The sequence below is a fragment of the Marimonas arenosa genome (assembly GCF_030848945.1).
Lineage (GTDB): Bacteria > Pseudomonadota > Alphaproteobacteria > Rhodobacterales > Rhodobacteraceae > Marimonas > Marimonas arenosa.
In genome coordinates this window covers 611,748-630,774 of record NZ_JANHAX010000001.1, presented here as the reverse complement: position 1 = coordinate 630,774, position 19,027 = coordinate 611,748, and the positions used below count along the sequence as shown (strand labels likewise).

Genomic DNA, 19,027 nt, shown 5'->3' with positions numbered 1-19,027 from the left:
CCTCAGGCGCAAGCCGGGCTGTCAGCGCTCCAGCGGTGGATCGGGATGTGCGGTTGCCCCGAGAGCCGGGCGCGTGCCGCAACCCACATATCGCGCCATTCTTGCCAGTCATGCAACTCGGTATCCGGACGCGCGCGCGAACGTGCAACGAAACTGGGGAAATGGGCGCGGCCAGTGGGCTGACCGGTGACGTTGAAGCGGATGTCGAAGGACCAGCGGAACCGCTCGGAGAGGTTGTCGAGCGAGGCGTGCGGGGTGAGCGGGTGGAAGAGCACCGCGCCACCGGCCTTGACCGGCAGGGGGGTCGCTTGCGCGGGGTCGATGAAACCATCGGCAATGCCGGTCTGGGTCTTGGGGCAATGCGGATACATCTGCGGTTTGCCGGGGATGACCTGCAGGCAGCCGTTTTCGACCGTCGCGTCGGTGATGGCGAGCCAGACGGTGACCATCCGGGTGTTGTCGCCGTCTTCATGCGCGACGGCCTTGTCCTGATGCCAGTCGGTGCCGCCGATATGGGCGCGGATCTCGCCGGCGCGCAGGTCTGGCAACGGCGGTTTCAGCCGCACGTGCTGAATCGGGTTCGAGGTGATCTCTGGGCCGATCAGGTCTTCGACCATGTCCAGAAGCCGCCGGCAGGTGATCATGTCGAAGACGGCGGGGCCGAAGTGGAACGGGGTGTCACGGGTGATCTGATCTCCCGGCAGCGAAATATCCATCGGCTGGAACCAGTCGAGGCCGGCCTTGTAGCTGACAAGCAGCTTGTCGAAGAAATCGAGACCGTCGGCGGCGGGGACAAGGCCCTGCGCATGCCAGTCGGCATAGAGGCCGTCGAGCAGGGCTTGGTATTCGGCCCGGACCGCGGTGAGCACCGCGGGCGGCAGCACGTCGGGCACGACGAGGACGCCGGTTTCGTTGAACGCGTCGATCTGGGCTTTGGTCAGCATGTCCGGTGTCTCAGGCGCGAAGGGGTTCCAGTTTATCCCAGTCGAAGGCGACGCCGTGGCCGGGGCGATCGGGCGCGATCGCCTGGCCGTTTGCGATGACGAGGGGGTGTTCGACATAGGCCTCCAACCCGAAACCATGGGCTTCGAGATAGGAGCGGTTGGGGCAGGCGGCCAACAGCTGCACGGTGATGTCGTGGGCGCCGTGGCTGGTGACCGGCAGGTGGAAGGCTTCGGCTAGCCGGGCGATCTTCATGAACGGGGTGATGCCGCCGCAATTGGTCACATCCGGTTCGGGGAAGGTCACGCCGTTCTCGATTGCCAGCCGGAAGTCCCAGAGTGACCGGAGGTTCTCGCCGGAGGCGACGGGAATGCCGCCCTCGGCCAGGACCCGCCGGTGACCGAGGGGATCATCCGGCGGGATCGGTTCTTCGAACCAGACCAGATCGAACTCGCGGAAGGCGCGGGCCGCGCGGATCGCCTGATCAACCGTGTATTTCATGTTGGCGTCGGCCATCAGCGGCATGTCGGCGCCGAAGGCCTCGCGCAGGGCAGCCAGCTTGGCGACATCCTCCGAAAGCCTGTCGCGGCCGACCTTCATCTTGATGGCGCGGTGGCCGCGGGCGAGGTTATGATGCGTCTGTTCGACCAGTTCCTGCGGTGACAGGTCGAGGTCGATACCGCCGGCGTAGCACGGCACCTTGGGATCGTAGCCACCGAGCAGGCGCCACAGGGGCAGGTTGGCGCGCTTGGCCTTGAGATCCCACAACGCCATGTCGAGCGCGGACAGGGCAAGCACCGTCGGGCCGCCGCGGCCGCCGTAGTGAAAGGCCCACCACAGGTCTTTCCAGATCGCCTCGATCAGCGACGGGTCGCGGCCTTCGACGCGCGGTGGCATTTCCCGACCCAAGATATCGGCAATGGCGCCGCCGTTCACGCCGCAGGTGAAGGTATACCCCACGCCTTCGGCGCCGTCGCTGTCGGTGACCCGGGCAGTGACGACCTCGAACCCGGACATCGCCCCGTGCATGCTGTCCTCGAGCACGCGCGGCAGGGGCAACAGGTAATGGTCGGCCTGGAGACGGTCGATGCGCAGCGTCATGCGTGCTCTCCAGTTGGATCGAAATCAGCGGCGGGCTGAGCCGCCCCTGAAAGATCGAAGTTTGCCGCCGCGGTTCGGGTCACAGGAATATCGTGACGATCGGCGGCCAGATCAGCAGCACCGACAATGCCATCAGCTGCAGCACGATGAAGGGCAGGAAGCCCCGGAAGATCGCGGTGAGCGTGATATGCGGCGGTGCCACCGACTTGAGATAGAAGGCGGCGGGGCCGAAGGGTGGGCTGAGGAAGCTGACCTGCATGTTCATACAGAACACCACGCCGAACCAGATCGCCACATGCTTGGGTTCAAGATGGCCCAGCACGCCGATTTCCTCGACCGGAAGTTTCAGCACGATCGGCAGGAACACCGGCATGATCAGCAGCACGATGCCGACCCAGTCCATGAACATCCCCATGATCAGGAAGATCACCATCATCACCAGGATGATGCCCATGGTGGGCAGTTCAGCAGCGACGATCATGTTGGCCACGTAGGTCGGCCCCCCCGCCAGCGTATAGGCCGCGGCAAGCGAGGCCGCGCCGATCGTCACCCAGATGATCGTTCCGGTGGATCTGAGCGTCCGCATCAGGCTGTCCCAGACGATCTCGAAGGTCATCTCGCGGCGGATCAGGCCGATCGTGAACACCGCGATCACGCCCATGGCCGCCGCCTCGGTGATGCCGGTGATGCCGCCATAGATCGACCCCAGAACCACGCCGACCACGATGATCGGCGCAACCAGGCCCTTGCCCATCTCCCAGCCCTGGGCGGTGCGGTCGCGGCCCAGCACGAACTGGCCGAGCAGAAAGCCAACGGCGGCCACAATCGCGAGGTCGGTGCCGCGATCCAGCATATCGCGCCAGACCACCACGCCGTCGTCATTGAGTTGCCCGCCGCGCACCAGCGAGATCAATGCGAACAACCCGATAAAGGCCAGGCTGACCCACATGGCCAGCTTTGCCAGAAACGCCAGGAACAACAGGAATTTGGTCATCCCCTTGGGGTCGTCCGGGTTGTCTTCCGGCAGTGGCGCCAGCGACGGGTTCAGGTTGGTGCGGATGACGATGTAGATGATGAAGAACGACGCCAGCATGAAGCCCGGCAGGAAGGACGCGGTAAACAGCGACTTGATCGAGGTCTCGGTGACCAGCCCGTAGAAGATCAGCACGATCGACGGCGGGATCATGGTGCCCAACGATCCCGAGGCACAGATCGTGCCGATCGCCAGGTTCTGGTTATAGCCCAGCCGCAGCATCTGCGGCAGGGCGATCAGGCCCAGCAGAACCACCTCGCCGCCGATGATGCCCGACATCGCGGCCATGATTACCGCCATGATCGAGGTGACGATGGCAATGCCGCCGCGGGTGCGCGAAAGCCACCGGTTGAGCGAGTTGTACATGTCGCGCGCGATGCCGGAGCGTTCCAGCAACGAGGCCATGAAGATAAAGAGCGGCACCGAGATCAGGACATAGTTGGTCATCTGTCGATAGACCGCCTGCGCCAGGATCGACATCGGGCCGGACCCGAACCGGCCAAAGGAGATCTCGGGTCCGAACTTCATCACGATCACGGCCACCGCCAGAAAGGCCGAGGCGAAGCCCAGCGGCATGCCGATGGCCAGAAGCGCGAACATGCCGATGAGAAGGATGAGGCTGAGCGTGGCGACATCGCCGACCTTCATCCAGGAGAACAGTTCAAGGAATTCCATCTCAGTCCCCCAGGGTTTTTTTGATATTTTCGATCTCGGTCTCGTCGATCTCGTCGAGGGGTGAGTGATGTTCGGGGGATTTGTTCCAGTCGGCGATCAGGTTCGAAATGGCCTGGATGCAGACCAGCACGATGATGATCAGGATCGCCGGTTTGACGATGCCTGGAATGGGCGGGTCCCAGGCGGTGCCGAAGGTCTCCATCCGCAGCATCCGCCGCTCGGCGTCGGCATAATTGCCCCAGACCAGCGCAAAGGTGAACCCGACGATCAGAAGAAGCGACAGCACATCGGACGTCTTCTGCATCCAGCGTGGCATGATGTCATAGATCACGTAGATGCGGATATGGCTGCGCTGCTGCATGGCGTATTGCCCGGCGAACAGAAACACGAAGGCCGCGATCCACAGCGACAGTTCGTTGGCCCACAAGGTCGGGCGCGAAAACACATAGCGCGAGACCACTTCGTAGAACATCACGAGCACGACCAGCGCGATCATGATCATCGCTGCCCGCGACGTGACGAGCGAGAGGATGTCGAAAAATCCGTGCGGTTCGGGCTCGATCGCGCCCTGGAAATCGGAAAGATAAAGCGCCGCAAAGACGATCGCGCCCAAGAGCGTGCCCAGCATCGCCCAGACGATCGGGCGGCCTGAGGGCCGGATCATCTCGTGCATGGCCAGCGCATCTTCGACGAAAATCTGGTTCAGAACCAACCATGCATAAAGCAGGGCGGCAGCACCGATAAAGGCCAGCATCGCCATGCGAACCGGCCCGCGCATCCGCCCCAGCCAAAGGCTTTCCTGTTCCACGCCCGTCCTCCCCACGATTCTGGACCATTTCTACCGGCAAGTATGAGCCCCCGCGCGGGGGCTCATTTATGTTTTCAGGTCAAAGCCAAAACCGGCCCATGCCTTATTGGATCAGGCCGAGTTGCTTCAGGTAGGCCTTGTGGCTGGCCAGGATCTTGCCGGCTTCCGGCGACCGGGTGCCCCAGTCGTCCCACGCGGCCTGGGCGGCCTTGCGGAAGGTGGCGCGGTCTTCGGTCGACCAGTCATACAGCGTGACGCCTTCGGCCTGCAGCTTGGCTGCGGCTTCGGCATTGAGCTTTTCGTTCGACAGAGCGACGTGGAAAGACAGTTTCTGCCACGCGGTGTCGATGATGCGGCGCTGCTGGTCGGTCAGGCCGTTCCAGATATCCAGGTTGCACGCCAGATGGTCCGACGGCATCGAGTGGAAGCCGGGATAGGTGGCGTGCTTGACGATGTCGTAAAGACCAAGGCCGACATTGTTGTTCAGCCCCGAGGCATCGGCGCCGTCGATGATACCGGTTTCAAGCGCGGTGAAAATCTCGGTGAAGTCCATCACGATGGGCGAGGCGCCCAGCTTCTCGAAGATCTCGGTTTCCATGCCCGGCGGCGAACGGAACTTCCAGCCCTTGAGGTCCTCGAAGCCGCGAATTGGCTTGGAAGAGGAGAGCGATTCCTGGCCATAGATCGACCAGCCGATCAGCTGCATATTCTGGGCGTTGTAAAGCTCCTGCGCGGCGGCATAACCGTCGCCGTAATAGAGCCACGAATACTGCTGCCACGGGGTGTCATAGCCGCCCATGATGTCGCCGACGAACTGAAACGCCGGGTTCTTGCCGGTCTGGTAGGCGCCGCCGGTGGCGTCGCAGTCGAGAATGCCGTTGATCGCGGCGTCGAAAGTTTCGGTCGTGGCCACGACCGACGACGAGTAGAACATCTCGACGGTGATGTCGCCGCCAGACATGGTCTGCACGTCATCGGCCCATTGGGCCAGCATCTTGCCGGTCGGGTGTTCCGTCGCATAGTGGGACTGCACCCGCAGCGTCACCGGCTCGGCGGTGGCGGCCCCGGCGACAAGCGCGGTGGCGGCGGTGGCCATCAGAAGCGATTTGAGTGTCATGTTTTCCTCCCTTGGCGGCCCTCCATGCCGCCGTTTCAGTCAGGCGCTGCGGTTCGCATGCGCCGGAAGATGGTATACCATCTCGAATGACGCTAGCGAATGCCGTGTCGACAATCAACAGATTTTGGTATACCAAATTTCGACACCGGGATGCGCCGGGATCCATTGCCGGTCCGAGCAGGGGCGGTCCCCGGACTGCGGCGCTTTGCGCGCGTTGAAGGAAGAAGGCCCTGATGGCGGAACCCATTCTGGCAGAACAGATCGCCAAGCAGCTTCGCAGGGATATCCTGCGTGGCCGTCTGGCGCCCGGGGCCTCGATCAAGGAACGTGACAACGCCGCCGAACTTGGGGTCAGCCGCACGCCGATGCGCGAAGCGATTCGGAGCCTCGCCAAGGAGGGTCTGGTGATCCTGCGCCCGTCCCGCAGCCCGATCGTCGCGCGGCCGAGCTTCAAGCAGGTCTCGGACCAGGCCGAGGTCCTGATCGCGCTGGAGAAGCTGTCGGCCGAACTGGCCTGCAAGCACGCCACCGAAAAAGACGTGGCAAAGATCGAGGGCATCGTTGATCACATGGCGGCCCATTTCGACACCACCGATCCGTTGGACATGTTCGAGATCGACATGTCCTTCCACACAGCCATCGCGGCGGCGTCGCACAACAAGGCGCTGGCAGAGACGCACTGCTCCTATCTGCAGCGGCTGTGGCGCGCGCGTTATCTCGCGGCGTCGCAGCGACGCAACCGCGAGCGTGTGGTCAACGAGCACATGCGGATCGTCGAGGCATTGAAGGCCCGCGACATTTCGGCCTCGCGGGCGGCTATCGACAATCACCTCTGGCATCTGGCAGAGGACATCCGCGGGGTGATCGAAGCCGAGGCCGAAGCCGGCGACGCCGACCCGGTCGAGGCGAAAACAGGAGACACGACATGAAACTACTACGTTATGGTCCCGCGGGGCAGGAACAACCGGGCATTCTCGATGGCGAGGGCCGGGTGCGGGCGCTGTCAGGCCCGGATTTCGCCGGGCGCGGCGTATCGCTGGAGCGGCTGGACAGCCTGCGCGACATCGACATCGCCAGCCTGCCGGTTGTCGACGCCCCGGGGCGGATCGGACCGTGTGTCGGCACGGTGCCGAACTTTTTCTGCATCGGGCTCAACTATGCCAAGCATGCCGCGGAATCCGGCATGGACGTGCCGAAGGAGCCGATCATCTTTTCCAAGGCATCCTCGGCGCTGTCGGGCCCCGATGACCCGGTGATCATTCCGCGCGGGTCGCAGAAATCGGATTGGGAGGTCGAACTGGGCGTGGTGATCGGGCGCGAGGCGCTTTATGTCAGCGAGGCGGAGGCGCTGGATTGCGTCGCGGGCTATTGCACGATCAATGATGTCAGCGAGCGCGAATTCCAGATCGAGAAGGGCGGACAGTGGATCAAGGGCAAGTCGGCGCCGTCATTCGGGCCGACCGGGCCCTGGCTGGTCACCGCCGACGAGGTCGGCGATCCGCAGACGTTGCGGCTCTGGCTGTCGCTGAACGGCGACGTGGTGCAGGACTCGAACACCGACGACATGATCTTCTCGGTGGCCGAAATCGTCTCCTACATGAGCCGCTTCATGAAGCTGCAGCCGGGCGATGTCATCGCCACCGGCACGCCGTCGGGCGTCGGCATGGGGATGAGCCCGCAACGCTTTCTGCGTCCCGGCGATGTGATGGAACTCGAAGTCGAGGGGCTGGGCAAGCAGCGGCAGGAGGCCGTGGCGGCGGCGTGACGCGGCAGCCAAATCTCAACGCCTATCTCTACTTCGAAACCGTGGCACGGCGTGGCACGGTGACCCGTGCGGCCGAAGAGCTGTCAGTGTCGCCCTCGGCTGTCAGTCAGCAGATCAAGCTGCTGGAACAGCAGCTGGGGGTAAAGCTGTTCCGCCGGGGCGGGCGGCAACTGAGCCTGACGCTCGAGGGTGAGCAGCTTTTCCAGGCGTCGGGCACGGCATTGCGGATGCTGCGGGCGGCCCAGCAGGGGCTGGGCAAGACCCGCGAGAACCGGCGGCTGAACCTGCGGGTGACGCCCAGTTTCGGGGTGCGCTGGCTGGGGCCGCGGCTGTCGGATTTCGTCGCCCGTCATCCCGACTGGGACCTGCGGGTCGACGCCGCGCCGGACCCCACGGATTTCGAGGCCGAGATCATGGACCTCGATATCCGTTCTGGCACCGGGGCCTGGAGCGGGTTTCACATGGCGCCGGTGGTGCAGGACCAGGTGCTGCCGCTGGCCAGCCCGGGGTATCTGTCCGGGTTGGCGGGCGAGGGCGCGGCGCGGCTTGACGGGGCGCGGCTGATCGACAGCGCGCGGGCCTTGTGCAAGTGGGATTTCTGGTTGTTTCGCAATGGATTGGAGACCGAAGCGAACAGAAAGTCCGTCCTCATGGATCGCTCGACCATGGCGCTGCAACTGGCGCTCGACGGGGCGGGCATCGTATTGGAATCGCTGGCGCTGGCAGCGCGCGACGTGGCCGCGGGGCGGCTGGTGCCGGTGACGCCCGAGCGGCCGGTGCTGAGTTTTCCGGCCTACTGGGCGCTGTGTCCGCCACGTTATCTGAACCGGCGGGCGGTCAAGCTGTTCCTCGCCTGGATCGACCAACAGGTGGCGGAGCACCAGGCCGCGGTGGTGCGGATCGTGGCGCAGCACGGGCTGCGGGTCGAGGAGATCGATGCCGAAGGCGAACTTTCTGGCGCGTGATCCGGGGCGGGTTTTCACGCCGTTGGTTATTTCCGGCCCGGAATCAAGGCCGAAGGCCGCCGGGCCAGCGGCGGACCGTTCCGGCGGTCTGCCGCTTTTGCGAGCGAAGCGCCTGGCTTTCAAGGCAGGACGTGCTTGGCAAGCATCAAGCGCGCAACTCAACCGTCGCCGCGACAGCCCACGGTCCGCCGCTGGCCCGGCTCGTGCTCGAAGGTTTGCTCCAGGTCAGAAGACGCCGGTCTACAGGGTCTCCGACGCGGTCAAATGAAGAACCGTTGTAACCAGGGGGCGACGGGCATTCTGTCCACTCAGGTTCAGTGGATCAGCGAGCCGCCGTTCACGTCGACCTCGGAGCCGGTGACATAGGCCGACAGATCCGAGGCCAGGAACAGAGCGCAGCCGGCCACGTCCGAGGCTTCGCCGGCGCGGCCCATCGGGATGCCGTCGAGGATCGTCACCTTCATCTCGGGGGTCAGCTTGCCAGCGGTGATGTCGGTGGCGATGAAGCCGGGGCAGATTGCGTTGACCCGGATGCCATCGGGCGCGAGTTCGCGTGCCATTGCCTTGGTCAGCCCCAGAATACCTGCCTTGGCCGCCGAGTAATGCGGCCCGCCGAAGATGCCGCCACCGCGTTGGGCCGAGACCGACGACATGTTGACGATGGCGCCGGTGTTGCGTTCGCGCAGGTGCGGGATCAGCGCCTGGCTCATGTAGAGCGTGCCGCGAAGGTTGACGTCGAGCACCGCGTCGTAGTTGCCGGGTTCGATCTCCATGACCTTGAGCGGCTGGGTGATGCCGGCGTTGTTGATCAGGATGTCGACCTGTCCGAAGGCGTCGAGCACCGCCGCGACGGTGTCGATGCAGGCCCATTTGTCGGTGACATCGCAGGCGAGACCGATATGGCCCGCGCCGGGAAGATCCGCCGCGGCGGCTTCGGACTGCGCGGCGTCGAGATCGAGGATCGCGACACGGGCGCCATGCTCTGCGAACAGCCTGGCGCTGGCCTTGCCCAGGCCGCGCGGCGAAGCGGCGCCGGTGATGATGGCGGTTTTGCCGTCAAGAAGTCCCATGGGTCAGTCCTTTCCTGTGGTCGCGGGGCCGGTGCCGGTCAGGGCCTGGTAGGCGCGGATCACCGCGCTGTCGTCGGCCTGGCCGTGGCCCAGCCCGCCAGCGGCGGTGAGCATCTGATAGGCGGCCGCGGCCAGCGGCAGCGGCGTGGCTGTGTCGCGGCCGGTTTCGAGCACCAGGCCGAGATCCTTGAGGAAGATCTCGACCGTCGAGGTCACCGGCGGGTCGTCCATGATCATCCGCGGGGCGCGGTCGTCGAACATCCAGCTTTGGCCCGCTGCCCCCGAGATGATCGACAACAGGGTTTCGGGATCGCAGCCGGCGCGGGTGCCGAGCGCGACCACCTCGGCCGCGGCGACCAGGTGCACCCCGGCGGCAAGCTGGTGCACGGTCTTGTAGGTGGCGCCGAGCCCGGGGGTGTCGCCCAGCCGGTGGACGGTTTTCGCGATCGCCTCGAGTACCGGGGCGGCACGGTCGAAGGCGGCGGCCGCGCCCGCGGCCATGACGGTCAGCGTTCCGGCCTCGGCTCCGACCTGGCCACCCGAGACCGGGGCGTCGAGCAGTGTCACGCCGGTCGCGGCGAGGTCGGCGGCCAAAGCCCGGGCATCGGCCGGGGCAACCGTGGACGACAGCATGACCGTGGCGCCGGGGGCCAGCGCGGCAGCGGCGCCGGTGTCGAACAGCGCGGCGCGGGCCTGGACGGCGTTGACCACCATCAGGATCAGCAGATCGCAGCCGTCCGCTGCCCCGGCCGCGCTGTCGCAGGCGCTGCCGCCGAGCCCGGCAAAGCGGTCACGGGCCGGACCTGACAGGTCGTAACCTTTGAGCGGTAGACCGGCGGCGAGGATGTTGCGGGCCATCCCCATCCCCATGGCGCCGAGGCCGATGATCGCCGTGCTCGGGCCGCTCATGCGGCGAGCCAGGATTTGACCGACGCCGTCACTGCCGCGACGCTGAGCCCGTATTGATCATGCAGCGTCGGCAGGGCGCCGGCGTCGAGGAACTCGTCGGGCAGGGCAATCTGGCGGAACGGCGTGTGGACGCCTGCACGCATCAGCGCACCTGCCACGGCCTCGCCCAGGCCGCCGGTGATCGAATGGTTCTCGGCGGTCACCACGAGGCGTCCGCCTTTCGCGGCCTCGGCCGTGATGGTGGTGGCGTCGAGCGGCTTGATCGTGGGCGAATGCAACACGGCGCAGGAGATGCCTTCCTGTGCCAGGTTCTCGGCCGCATCGAGCGCGCGCATGGTCATGAACCCGGAGGAGACGAACAGCACGTCGCCACCGTCGCGCAGCAGCCGCGCCTTGCCGATTTCGAACCGGTAATCGTAAGCGTCCAGCACTTTCGGCACCGCCCCGCGCAGCAGGCGCATGTAGACCGGGCCGGGGTGGTCGGCGATAGCGCGTGTCGCCTGGTCGATGTCGATCGCGTCGCAGGGGTCGATCACCGTCAGGTTGGGCATGCCGCGCATGATGGCGAGGTCTTCGGTGGCCTGGTGCGACGGGCCATAGCCGGTGGTGAGGCCCGGGAGGGCGCAGACGATCTTGACGGGGAGGTTTTCCTCGGCAATCGCCATGCAGATGAAATCATAGGCGCGGCGCGAGGCGAAGACGGCATAGGTGGTGGCGAAGGGGGTGAAACCCTCGCGGGCGAGCCCGGCGGCCGCCGAGATCATGACCTGTTCAGCCATGCCCATCTGGTAGAATTTCTCGGGGTAAGCTTTTGCGAAAACGTGCAAATCTGTGTATTTTGACAGGTCGGCGGTCAGGCCGACGATGTCGTCCCGGAACTTCGCCAGATCGACCAGCGCGTGGCCGAACGGCGCCGCGACAGTGGCGCGGCCTTCGGCATCGAGCGAGGCGATCATGGCCGAGGTGGTCAGCCGCTCGCCGGTCTCGGAGACCGGCACCGTGCGGGCGGCGTATTTCGATCCACGGCGAGAATGCGGCGGGATGAGTTCTTGCGTCATGTGGGCACCTCGGCGTCGAGAATGGCGCGCGCCTTGGCCCATTCGTCGGGCTCGACGCGGATGAAATGGGTGATCTCGCGGTCTTCGAGAAACGGCACACCTTTGCACATCCTGGTGTGGCAGATGATCACCCGCGGCCGGGGATCGGGCAGGGCCCGGGCCGTGTCGAAGGCCTGCACCAGCGCGTCAAGATCGTTGCCATCGACTTCCTGCGCGTGCCAGCCGAAGGCCTCCCATTTCGGGGCCTCGGTCCCGGTGGCCAGCGCCTGTGTGGTCGGCCCGTCGGCCTGCTGGTTGTTGAAATCGACGACGCAGACCAGGTTGTCGAGCTGCCACTGGACGGCGGACATCACCGCCTCCCAGGTCGAGCCTTCGCCAAGTTCGCCATCGGACATCATGTTGTAGACGAAGGCGGGGTTGCCCTTGCGTTTCAGCCCGAGCGCCGCGCCCACGGCGATGCCGAGCCCGTGGCCGAGGCTGCCGCCGGTGATCTCCATCCCGGGCGTATAGGCGGCCATGCCCGACATCGGCAGGCGCGAATCGTCCATGCCGTAGGTCTCGAGCTCGTCCTCGGGCAGGAGGCCGGCCTCGATCATCGCCGAATAGAGCGCGATGGCGTAATGGCCGATCGACAGATAGAACCGGTCGCGGCCTTCCCACTCCGGATCGCCGGGGCGGTAGGTCAGCGCGTGGAAATGGGTCACGGCCAGCACATCCGCGACGCCGAGCGCCTGGCCGATATAGCCCTGGCCCTGAACCTCGCCCATCAGGAGCGCATTGCGCCGGATTGCCCAGGCACGGCGGGTCAGAGAGACGTTCGAGGCAGCGGTCGGCTTATCGGGCGGCATGGTGGCACCTGTCGCATGGAGTGGGCGGGTCAGCTGGTGGCAGGACAGCACCGGGCCGGCGGAAGTGCAACGATGAATTCTTAAACTAGTATTAAGCCCAACTTAATCTTAGCCAAGAAGAAATGCATGGTGGGTGCAGCGGCAGGTCTTAGTATTGCTTCGGAGAGATTGATCAACGGAGGGACGGCGCGATGAATTTGTCATCCATGCTGGCCGTGCGGACGGCGGCGGGCAAGCCGGTGCGGGTCGGCCTGATCGGGGCGGGCAAGTTCGGCTCGATGATCCTGGCCCAGGCCAAGCACATTCCGGGCTATCATATCGTCGGCATCGCCGATCTGGATGTCGGCAAGGCGCGTGAGGCCCTGTCACGCGTGCATTGGCAGGCGGAACGCTTTTCTGCCGGGTCGTTGTCGCAGGCGATGGACGCGGGCACGACCTATGTGACCGAAAACGCCGCTGATCTGCTGGGCTTCGAGGGGATCGACTGCATTATAGAGGCCACCGGCCATCCCATCGCCGGCATCCGCCATGCGCTGGCGGCGATCGAGGCCGGTCAGCACGTGGTGATGGTGAATGTCGAGGCCGACGTGCTCTGCGGCCCGCTGATTGCCGCCCGGGCGCGCGAGATGGGGGTGGTGTATTCCATGGCCTATGGCGATCAGCCGGCGGCGATCTGCGAGCTGGTCGACTGGGTGGGGGCCTGCGGGTTCGAACTCGTCGCTGCGGGCAAGGGGATGAACTTCGCGCCGCCCTACCGGTATTCGACACCGGACACGGTCTGGAGCTTTTTCGGATGGAGCGAGGAAGAGGTCGCGGCGGGCGATTTCAATCCGAAAATGTACAATTCCTTCACCGATGGCACCAAGGCGGCCATCGAGATGGCGGCGGTCGCCAATGCCACCGGGCTCGACTGCCCCGGGGACGGTCTGGCCTTCCATCCTGCCGGGCTGCAGGACCTGGCGCAGGTGTTCAAGCCGGAAAGCGACGGCGGGCAACTGCCCCGGGCCGGGCTGGTGGACATTGCCGCCAGCCGCGAGCCAGACGGCCGGGTGGTGTTGAACAACATCCAGTACGGCATGTTCGTGACCTTCCGCGCCCCGGATGCCTATACCCGCGCCTGTTTCCAGCAATACGGGCTGCTGACCGATGAGTCCGGCTGGTACGGCTCAATGTGGCGACCGTTTCACCTGATCGGGCTTGAGACTAGCGTTTCGGTGCTTTCGGCCTGCCTGCGCGGCGAGGCCACCGGGTCATCGACCCGCTGGCGCGGTGACGCGGTGGCCACGGCCAAGGGCGATTTCGCTGCCGGCGACGTTCTCGACGGCGAAGGCGGCTTCAAGGTCTGGGCCAAAGCGATCCCGGCGCGGGCCTCGGCGGCGATGGCGGCGCTGCCAATCGGGCTGGCGCATAACGTGACGTTGAAACGGGCGGTGGCGCGCGACCAGGTCATCACGCTTGACGATGTCGAGATCTGCGACGATCTGGATGTCCACGAGATGCGCCGTGCATTGGCCGCGTATCTGGACTGACCCGGGATCAGCGCTCTTCCCAGTAGGGCGCGCGCAGAACACGTTTTTCGATCTTTCCGATGGCGCTGCGCGGCAGGTCCGTGCGGAACTCGACCGCCGACAGGCGTTGTGTCTTTCCGAGCCGGGCATTGGCCCAGTCAAGGATCTCTTCGGCGCCGGTGAGGTCGCCGGGGCGCCTGACCACCAGGCCCAGCGGGGTTTCGCCCCATTGCGGCGACGGCACCGCGATCACCGCCACATCCGCCACCGCCGGATGGTCGCGCAGCACCCGTTCGAGATCGGCGGCATAGATGTTGAAGCCGCCCGAGATGATCATGTCCTTCTTGCGATCCAGAAGATGCAGGAAGCCGTCCTCGTCGACCCGGCCCATGTCGCCGGTGCGGATGAAATCAATCCCCTCGGGGCTTGTCCAGGTAGCCTCCAGCGTCTTTTCGGGGGCGTGAAGATAGCCCTGCATCATCGGCCCGCCGCGGCCGACGATCTCGCCGAACGCGCCGGCTGGCAATTCGGTGCCGGCCTCATCGATCACCCTGAGTTCGCAGCCCTCGGCGGGCTTGCCGACGGTATCGAGCTTGTCGGGCTGGGCGCGGGCGTCGAGCACCGTCGACAGACCGCCTTCGGTCATGCCGTAGATCTCGTAAAGCTCTCCGGGCCAGCGGGCGAGGATATCGCGGATGAGCGGCGCCGGAAGAGGGGCCGAGGTCGAGGTCTTGGCGCGATAACTCGAAAGATCGTAACGGTCGAAGTCGGGTGCCGCCATGATCCGCATGTACTGCACCGGCACCAGCATGGCATTGGTGATACGGTGCTTTTCCGAAAGCTCGAGGAAGCGGGTGACATCGAATTTCGCCATCGACACGAGGGTGCCGCCCTTGGCCATCACCGGCAGCGCCGCGACCAGCGTGGTGTTGGAATACAGCGGGGTCGACACCAGGAGCCGGGCGTTTTCGTCGAGTCCGAAGCGTGGCATCCGCATCAGCTGCCGGGCGCGAAAGCGGTGGTCGTGGATGATCCCCTTGGGGGTGCCGGTGGTGCCCGAGGAATAGATCAGGTCGAAGAAATCGTCCGGGTCGGGCGCGGTCGGGTCGGGTTGCGGGTCGGCGTCGGCCCAGACCGGCAGATCCTCGAGCGTGACCACTTCTGGTGCTCCGAGCCCGGCCGCTAGGCCGGCATTGGCGGAGTCGGCAAAGAGAAGCGCGGCGCCGCAATCGGTGAGCATCCCGCGCAGGACCTGCGATGTCGCCGAGACCGGCAGCGGCACCACGCAGGCGCCGGCACAGAGGATACCGGCGTAAAGCGCCAGATACTCGGCCGAGTTCCGCGCCAGAACCGCCACCCGGGCACCGCGTCCATGCCCCTGTGCGGTCAACGTGCCTGCCACCCGCTTGGCCAGCGCGCCGAACGTCGCCCAGTCCCAGGCATGGGCCTCGTCGACGACCGCCAGTTTTCCGGGGTCGCGGGCGATGGCGTCGTAGAAGGCCGTGCCGAAATCGAGCGCGGTATACTGGTCGCCCTCCGGCGCACGCAGGCGGGGAAAATCGGATGTCATGGCGGGCCTCCTTTCGCCGGCAGGTTTCCCGCCTGCGGGCGGTCCCGCAAGAAAAACGCCGCGGCATTTCCCGGCCACGGCGCTTTTATTGTTTACTTGGGGCGACTGCTAACCCACGTCCAACATCAGAAACACTTCTCGATCTTGTCGAGCGTGCGCATCGCTTCCAGCACCTGGCGGACCGAGCCGTTGGGTTCGCGCTCTTCCTTGATGGCCGAGATGAACTCACGGTCGATCAGCTCGATGCCGTTGTTCGACACGGCGACATTGCTGAGGTCGATCGGTTTGTCGTAGCCATCGAACAGGTCGTCGTAGCGGGCGATATAGGTGCCGTTGTCGCAGATGTAGCGGAAGAAGGTGCCGAGCGGCCCGTCGTTGTTGAAAGACAAAGACAGGGTGCAGAGCGCGCCCGACGGCGTCTTCATACCGATCGACATATCCATGGCGATACCCAGTTCGGGGTGATGCGGACCTTCGAGCCCGAACGCCTCGGACACGGTCTCGCCGGTCTGGTACTGGAACAGGTCGACCGTGTGGCAGGCGTGGTGCCAGAGCAGATGGTCGGTCCACGAGCGCGGCTCGCCCTTGGCATTCATGTTCGAGCGACGGAAGAAATAGGTCTGCACGTCCATCTGCTGGACCTTCAGCTCGCCGGCGGCGATTTTGTTGTGAATCCATTGGTGGCTGGGGTTGAAGCGCCGCACCTGGCCGGCCATGGCCAAGACACCGGTTTCCTTCTGTACCCGGACGATTTCTTCCGAATCCGCCAGGCTGTCGGCCATGGGAATTTCCACCAGTACCGGCTTGCCCGCCTTCATGCAGGCAATGGCCTGTTCGGCATGCAGCTGCGTGGGGGTGGCGAGGATCACCGCGTCGACATTGTCTTGTGCCAGGCATTCCTCGAGCGTGGTGGCAGCGTGGCCGATGCCGCGTTCTGCGGCCAGCGCCTCGATCTTGTCCTTGGTCGGCCCCATCACCGAGGTGACCTCGACCCCGTCGATCGCGGCCAGTGCGTCGAGATGTTTGATGCCAAAGGCGCCATAGGCGCCGGCGACACAGATTCGCATGGTGTTCCTCCTGTTCGCGGCTCAGGCCGCCTTGTTCTCGAGAATGATGTGGCCCACGGCCGTGTTCGAGGCGGGCACGTGGTAATGGCGGTGGATCTCTGTGACCTCGTCGTCAAGCGCGCCGCGCATGACGTGCCACATGACCATCTCGACCCCCTCGCTGCCGGCCTCGCGCAGATAGTCGACATGCGGCATCTGCGCCAGGCCCACCGGGTCGGAGGTCAGGCGGTCGAGGAAGGCCTTGTCCCATTCGGGGTTGATCAGCCCGGCGCGCTTGTATTGCAGTTGGTGGCTCATGCCGCCGGTGCCGAAGATCACCACCTTGAGGTCTTCGTCGAAGCTCTCGATGGCGCGGCGGACCGCCTTGCCGAGGTTGTAGCAGCGGTTGCCGGTGGGGGCAGGGTATTGCACCACGTTGACCGCCAGCGGAATCACCAGCGCCGGCCATGCCTCGACCTCGCCATACATCAGGCTCAAGGGCACAGTCAGGCCGTGGTCGACCTCCATCTCGTTCATGATGGTGATGTCGAACTCGTCGAGAATCAGCGACTGGGCGATATGCGAGGCCATTTTCTGGTGATTCTTCACCACCGGCACTGGTCGCGGGCCCCAGCCTTCGTCGGCGGGCTGGAACTCGGCGGCGCAGCCCAGCGCGAAGGTCGGGATGCAGGACGCATCGAAGGCGGTGCAATGGTCGTTATAGACTAGGAAGACGACATCGGGGTTGACCTCTTTGATCCACTGTTTCGACTTCTCGAAGCCCGCGAACATCGGCGCCCAATAGGGCTGGTCAGTGATGTGAGTGTCCATCGCCACGCCGATGGCGGGCACGTGGGAACAGCCCACGCCAGCAACGAGTTTGGCCATCAGTCTTCTCCCCATTCTTTCTTGTAGCGGTTGCCTTCGATCGGCCGGCCGCCATGCAGCATCATGTCGCGATAGGCCTCGCGGCCCATGCCGGTCATGATGCCGGCGAGTTCCTGGAAATTGATGCCGTCATTGGCGGCAAGCTTGGAGGTGTAGTAGATGTTGCCGCCAAGCTCGAGCATCCGGTTCCAGTCGCGCTTGAGCACCGCTTCGCGCTGGTCCGGCGTCATCGGGTATTGATCGAGATAGGCCTCTTCATCGGCATTGAACGCATCACGGTTCTTCTGCAGCCGCATCGAGATGCAGAACTGGTTGAGGTGATAGCCCTCGCGCCCGCGGTCGGCATCGAAAACGAACGTGCCGGGGATGTCCTCGTAGGGTTTGTCGGTCATGTCTCTCCTCCGTCCTGTTCTGCGCGCGTGGCCTGAAAGAGGCCCTGATTGGGTACCATTTGTGCAGGCTAAGCGCCCAATCACTTCCGCTTCTCCGGTATTGAAAAAAGCTATGGCCGCGAAATCAAGCGGTTTCGCTTCGGGCGAAGGCGCGCAGGTGGTCGAGGAAGCGGTCCTGGGTTTCGGTCGGGCGCCAGCCGGCGCGGGTGGTCAGGCCAATGGGGCGGCGGTCGCCTGTCAGCGCGATATCCAGCGGCGTGATCAGGCCGGCGCGTTCCTCGACCGCGATCTGGTGGCGCGAGATGATCGAGACATAGGGCCCCTCGGCCAGAAGCCCGCGCAGCAAAACGAGCGAGGACGACACCACCCGGACCGGGGTTTCCGGGCGGTCCTGGATGCGCAGGGTTTCGAACAGGTATTGCCCCGCCGGTGCTGATTTCGGTGGTGCGATCCAGGGATAGGCGAGCGTGTCTTCCAGTGTGAGACCGGTGAGCCCGGCCAGTGGATGCGAGGGATGGGCAACGATGGCAAGCGCGTCATCGAACAGCCGCTCCTGCACGATGTCATCGGCCGGTGGCGGGTCGCGCAGGGCGCCGATCATGCAATCGATGTCGCCTTCGCGAAGGCTTCGCAGCAGATCGTCATAGCGACCGTCGACCACCCGGACCTGCACCCCGGGGCTTCCGGCGATCATGGCGTGGGTCGCCTTGGGCACGATGGCGGTGCGGGCCAGTGGCAGGCTGCCAAGCACGAACTGCGAGCGCTCTTCGCCCATCTCGCGGGTGATCTCCTCGACGCCCTGCCGGATTTCCGCCAGGGCGAGCTTGGCGCCCAGTACGAAGGCCTGTGCCGCCTGGGTCAGCTCGACACCCGAGGCCGTGGCGCGGAAGAACGGCACGCCGGCGGCCTCTTCCAGTCCCCGCGCGGCGCGGTGGACGGTGGGTTGCGACAGGCCGAGCTTCAGGGCGGCGACGGTGAAACTGCCGCTGCCCGCCACCGCGATCAACGTTCTGAGCTGTGCGGCGGTGACCATCCGGTCAAACGGCGCGCGGGCCCTGTCGGCGCCGCGCATGGCGGCCTTGGCGCCGTTGTGCAGGTGGGTCAGCGCCGCCTCGACACGGGCGGCGAACAGCCCGCCGCAGCGGGTCAGCGCGAAACTGCGGGTCCGGCGGACCAGGAGCTCGGCGCCAAGCCCGTGTTCCAGCCGCTTGATGGCCTGCGTTGCGGCGGGCTGGGACAGGGCGCAGCGGTCGGCGGCCATCGAAACCGACCCGGTCCGGGCGGTCTCGAGAAACACACGCATATGCCGGATATTGGGGAAGTCGAGCATGG

General features: G+C 65.2%; 18 protein-coding genes. 4 read left to right on the top strand and 14 right to left on the bottom strand.

The window, feature by feature from the left end:
• Nucleotides 1–2: 2 nt before the first annotated feature.
• The 5 genes from NO357_RS03060 to NO357_RS03040 all read right to left on the bottom strand — a co-directional run bounded on the left by NO357_RS03060 (nucleotide 3) and on the right by NO357_RS03040 (nucleotide 5,676).
• Nucleotides 3–944, bottom strand: coding sequence for a phytanoyl-CoA dioxygenase family protein (locus NO357_RS03060; protein ID WP_306734139.1), 942 nt, complete (start codon nucleotides 942–944; stop codon nucleotides 3–5).
• 10 nt (nucleotides 945–954) lie between these two features.
• Complete coding sequence (locus NO357_RS03055; protein ID WP_306734138.1) at nucleotides 955–2,043, bottom strand: mandelate racemase/muconate lactonizing enzyme family protein; 1,089 nt, start codon at nucleotides 2,041–2,043, stop codon at nucleotides 955–957.
• Nucleotides 2,044–2,122: 79 nt separating this feature from the next.
• Nucleotides 2,123–3,751 (bottom strand): TRAP transporter large permease, encoded by a 1,629-nt coding sequence (locus NO357_RS03050; RefSeq protein WP_306734137.1) that lies wholly within the window; start codon nucleotides 3,749–3,751, stop codon nucleotides 2,123–2,125.
• Between the two features lies 1 nt (nucleotide 3,752).
• Nucleotides 3,753–4,559: a TRAP transporter small permease subunit gene (locus NO357_RS03045; RefSeq protein WP_306734136.1), complete on the bottom strand. Its 807-nt coding sequence runs from the start codon at nucleotides 4,557–4,559 to the stop codon at nucleotides 3,753–3,755.
• Nucleotides 4,560–4,662: 103 nt separating this feature from the next.
• Nucleotides 4,663–5,676 carry a TRAP transporter substrate-binding protein gene (locus NO357_RS03040; protein ID WP_306734135.1) on the bottom strand — a complete coding sequence of 338 codons (1,014 nt, stop codon included), beginning with the start codon at nucleotides 5,674–5,676 and terminating at the stop codon, nucleotides 4,663–4,665.
• Nucleotides 5,677–5,909: 233 nt separating this feature from the next.
• Between NO357_RS03040 and NO357_RS03035 the strand changes: the two genes are divergently transcribed.
• The 3 genes from NO357_RS03035 to NO357_RS03025 are packed head-to-tail and all read left to right on the top strand — an operon-like array spanning nucleotide 5,910 to nucleotide 8,406.
• Nucleotides 5,910–6,605 (top strand): GntR family transcriptional regulator, encoded by a 696-nt coding sequence (locus NO357_RS03035; RefSeq protein ID WP_306734134.1) that lies wholly within the window; start codon nucleotides 5,910–5,912, stop codon nucleotides 6,603–6,605.
• Nucleotides 6,602–7,441: a fumarylacetoacetate hydrolase family protein gene (locus tag NO357_RS03030; RefSeq protein WP_306734133.1), complete on the top strand. Its 840-nt coding sequence runs from the start codon at nucleotides 6,602–6,604 to the stop codon at nucleotides 7,439–7,441. The genes NO357_RS03035 and NO357_RS03030 overlap by 4 nt, the downstream gene beginning before the upstream one ends.
• Nucleotides 7,438–8,406 (top strand): LysR substrate-binding domain-containing protein, encoded by a 969-nt coding sequence (locus tag NO357_RS03025; protein WP_306734132.1) that lies wholly within the window; start codon nucleotides 7,438–7,440, stop codon nucleotides 8,404–8,406. The genes NO357_RS03030 and NO357_RS03025 overlap by 4 nt, the downstream gene beginning before the upstream one ends.
• A gap of 314 nt (nucleotides 8,407–8,720) precedes the next feature.
• Here NO357_RS03025 and NO357_RS03020 read toward each other — a convergent pair whose 3' ends face one another.
• The 4 genes from NO357_RS03020 to NO357_RS03005 are packed head-to-tail and all read right to left on the bottom strand — an operon-like array spanning nucleotide 8,721 to nucleotide 12,291.
• Entirely contained in the window at nucleotides 8,721–9,476 is a 756-nt protein-coding gene (locus NO357_RS03020; protein WP_306734131.1) for an SDR family NAD(P)-dependent oxidoreductase, read from the bottom strand.
• Between the two features lie 3 nt (nucleotides 9,477–9,479).
• Nucleotides 9,480–10,385, bottom strand: coding sequence for an NAD(P)-dependent oxidoreductase (locus NO357_RS03015; RefSeq protein ID WP_306734130.1), 906 nt, complete (start codon nucleotides 10,383–10,385; stop codon nucleotides 9,480–9,482).
• Nucleotides 10,382–11,443: a transketolase family protein gene (locus NO357_RS03010; RefSeq protein ID WP_306734129.1), complete on the bottom strand. Its 1,062-nt coding sequence runs from the start codon at nucleotides 11,441–11,443 to the stop codon at nucleotides 10,382–10,384. The genes NO357_RS03015 and NO357_RS03010 overlap by 4 nt, the downstream gene beginning before the upstream one ends.
• Nucleotides 11,440–12,291: a transketolase gene (locus NO357_RS03005; RefSeq protein ID WP_306734128.1), complete on the bottom strand. Its 852-nt coding sequence runs from the start codon at nucleotides 12,289–12,291 to the stop codon at nucleotides 11,440–11,442. Before NO357_RS03005 ends, NO357_RS03010 begins: the two co-directional genes overlap by 4 nt.
• A gap of 191 nt (nucleotides 12,292–12,482) precedes the next feature.
• Here NO357_RS03005 and NO357_RS03000 point away from each other — a divergent pair, with 191 nt between their 5' ends.
• Complete coding sequence (locus NO357_RS03000) at nucleotides 12,483–13,820, top strand: NAD(P)H-dependent oxidoreductase (RefSeq protein ID WP_306734127.1); 1,338 nt, start codon at nucleotides 12,483–12,485, stop codon at nucleotides 13,818–13,820.
• A 7-nt stretch (nucleotides 13,821–13,827) separates the two neighbouring features.
• Here the strand turns inward: NO357_RS03000 and NO357_RS02995 are convergent, their stop codons facing one another.
• From NO357_RS02995 to NO357_RS02975, 5 genes are all read right to left on the bottom strand, one after another.
• Nucleotides 13,828–15,369 (bottom strand): class I adenylate-forming enzyme family protein, encoded by a 1,542-nt coding sequence (locus NO357_RS02995; protein ID WP_306734126.1) that lies wholly within the window; start codon nucleotides 15,367–15,369, stop codon nucleotides 13,828–13,830.
• A 125-nt stretch (nucleotides 15,370–15,494) separates the two neighbouring features.
• Nucleotides 15,495–16,436 carry a Gfo/Idh/MocA family oxidoreductase gene (locus NO357_RS02990; protein ID WP_306734125.1) on the bottom strand — a complete coding sequence of 314 codons (942 nt, stop codon included), beginning with the start codon at nucleotides 16,434–16,436 and terminating at the stop codon, nucleotides 15,495–15,497.
• 21 nt (nucleotides 16,437–16,457) lie between these two features.
• A complete protein-coding gene (locus NO357_RS02985; RefSeq protein WP_306734124.1) occupies nucleotides 16,458–17,303 on the bottom strand; it encodes a class III extradiol dioxygenase subunit beta in 846 nt (281 codons plus the stop codon).
• Complete coding sequence (gene ligA / locus NO357_RS02980) at nucleotides 17,303–17,695, bottom strand: protocatechuate 4,5-dioxygenase subunit alpha (RefSeq protein WP_306734123.1); 393 nt, start codon at nucleotides 17,693–17,695, stop codon at nucleotides 17,303–17,305. Before ligA ends, NO357_RS02985 begins: the two co-directional genes overlap by 1 nt.
• Before the next feature lie 124 nt (nucleotides 17,696–17,819).
• Nucleotides 17,820–19,025 carry a LysR family transcriptional regulator gene (locus tag NO357_RS02975; protein ID WP_306734122.1) on the bottom strand — a complete coding sequence of 402 codons (1,206 nt, stop codon included), beginning with the start codon at nucleotides 19,023–19,025 and terminating at the stop codon, nucleotides 17,820–17,822.
• Between the last annotated feature and the right edge of the window lie 2 nt (nucleotides 19,026–19,027).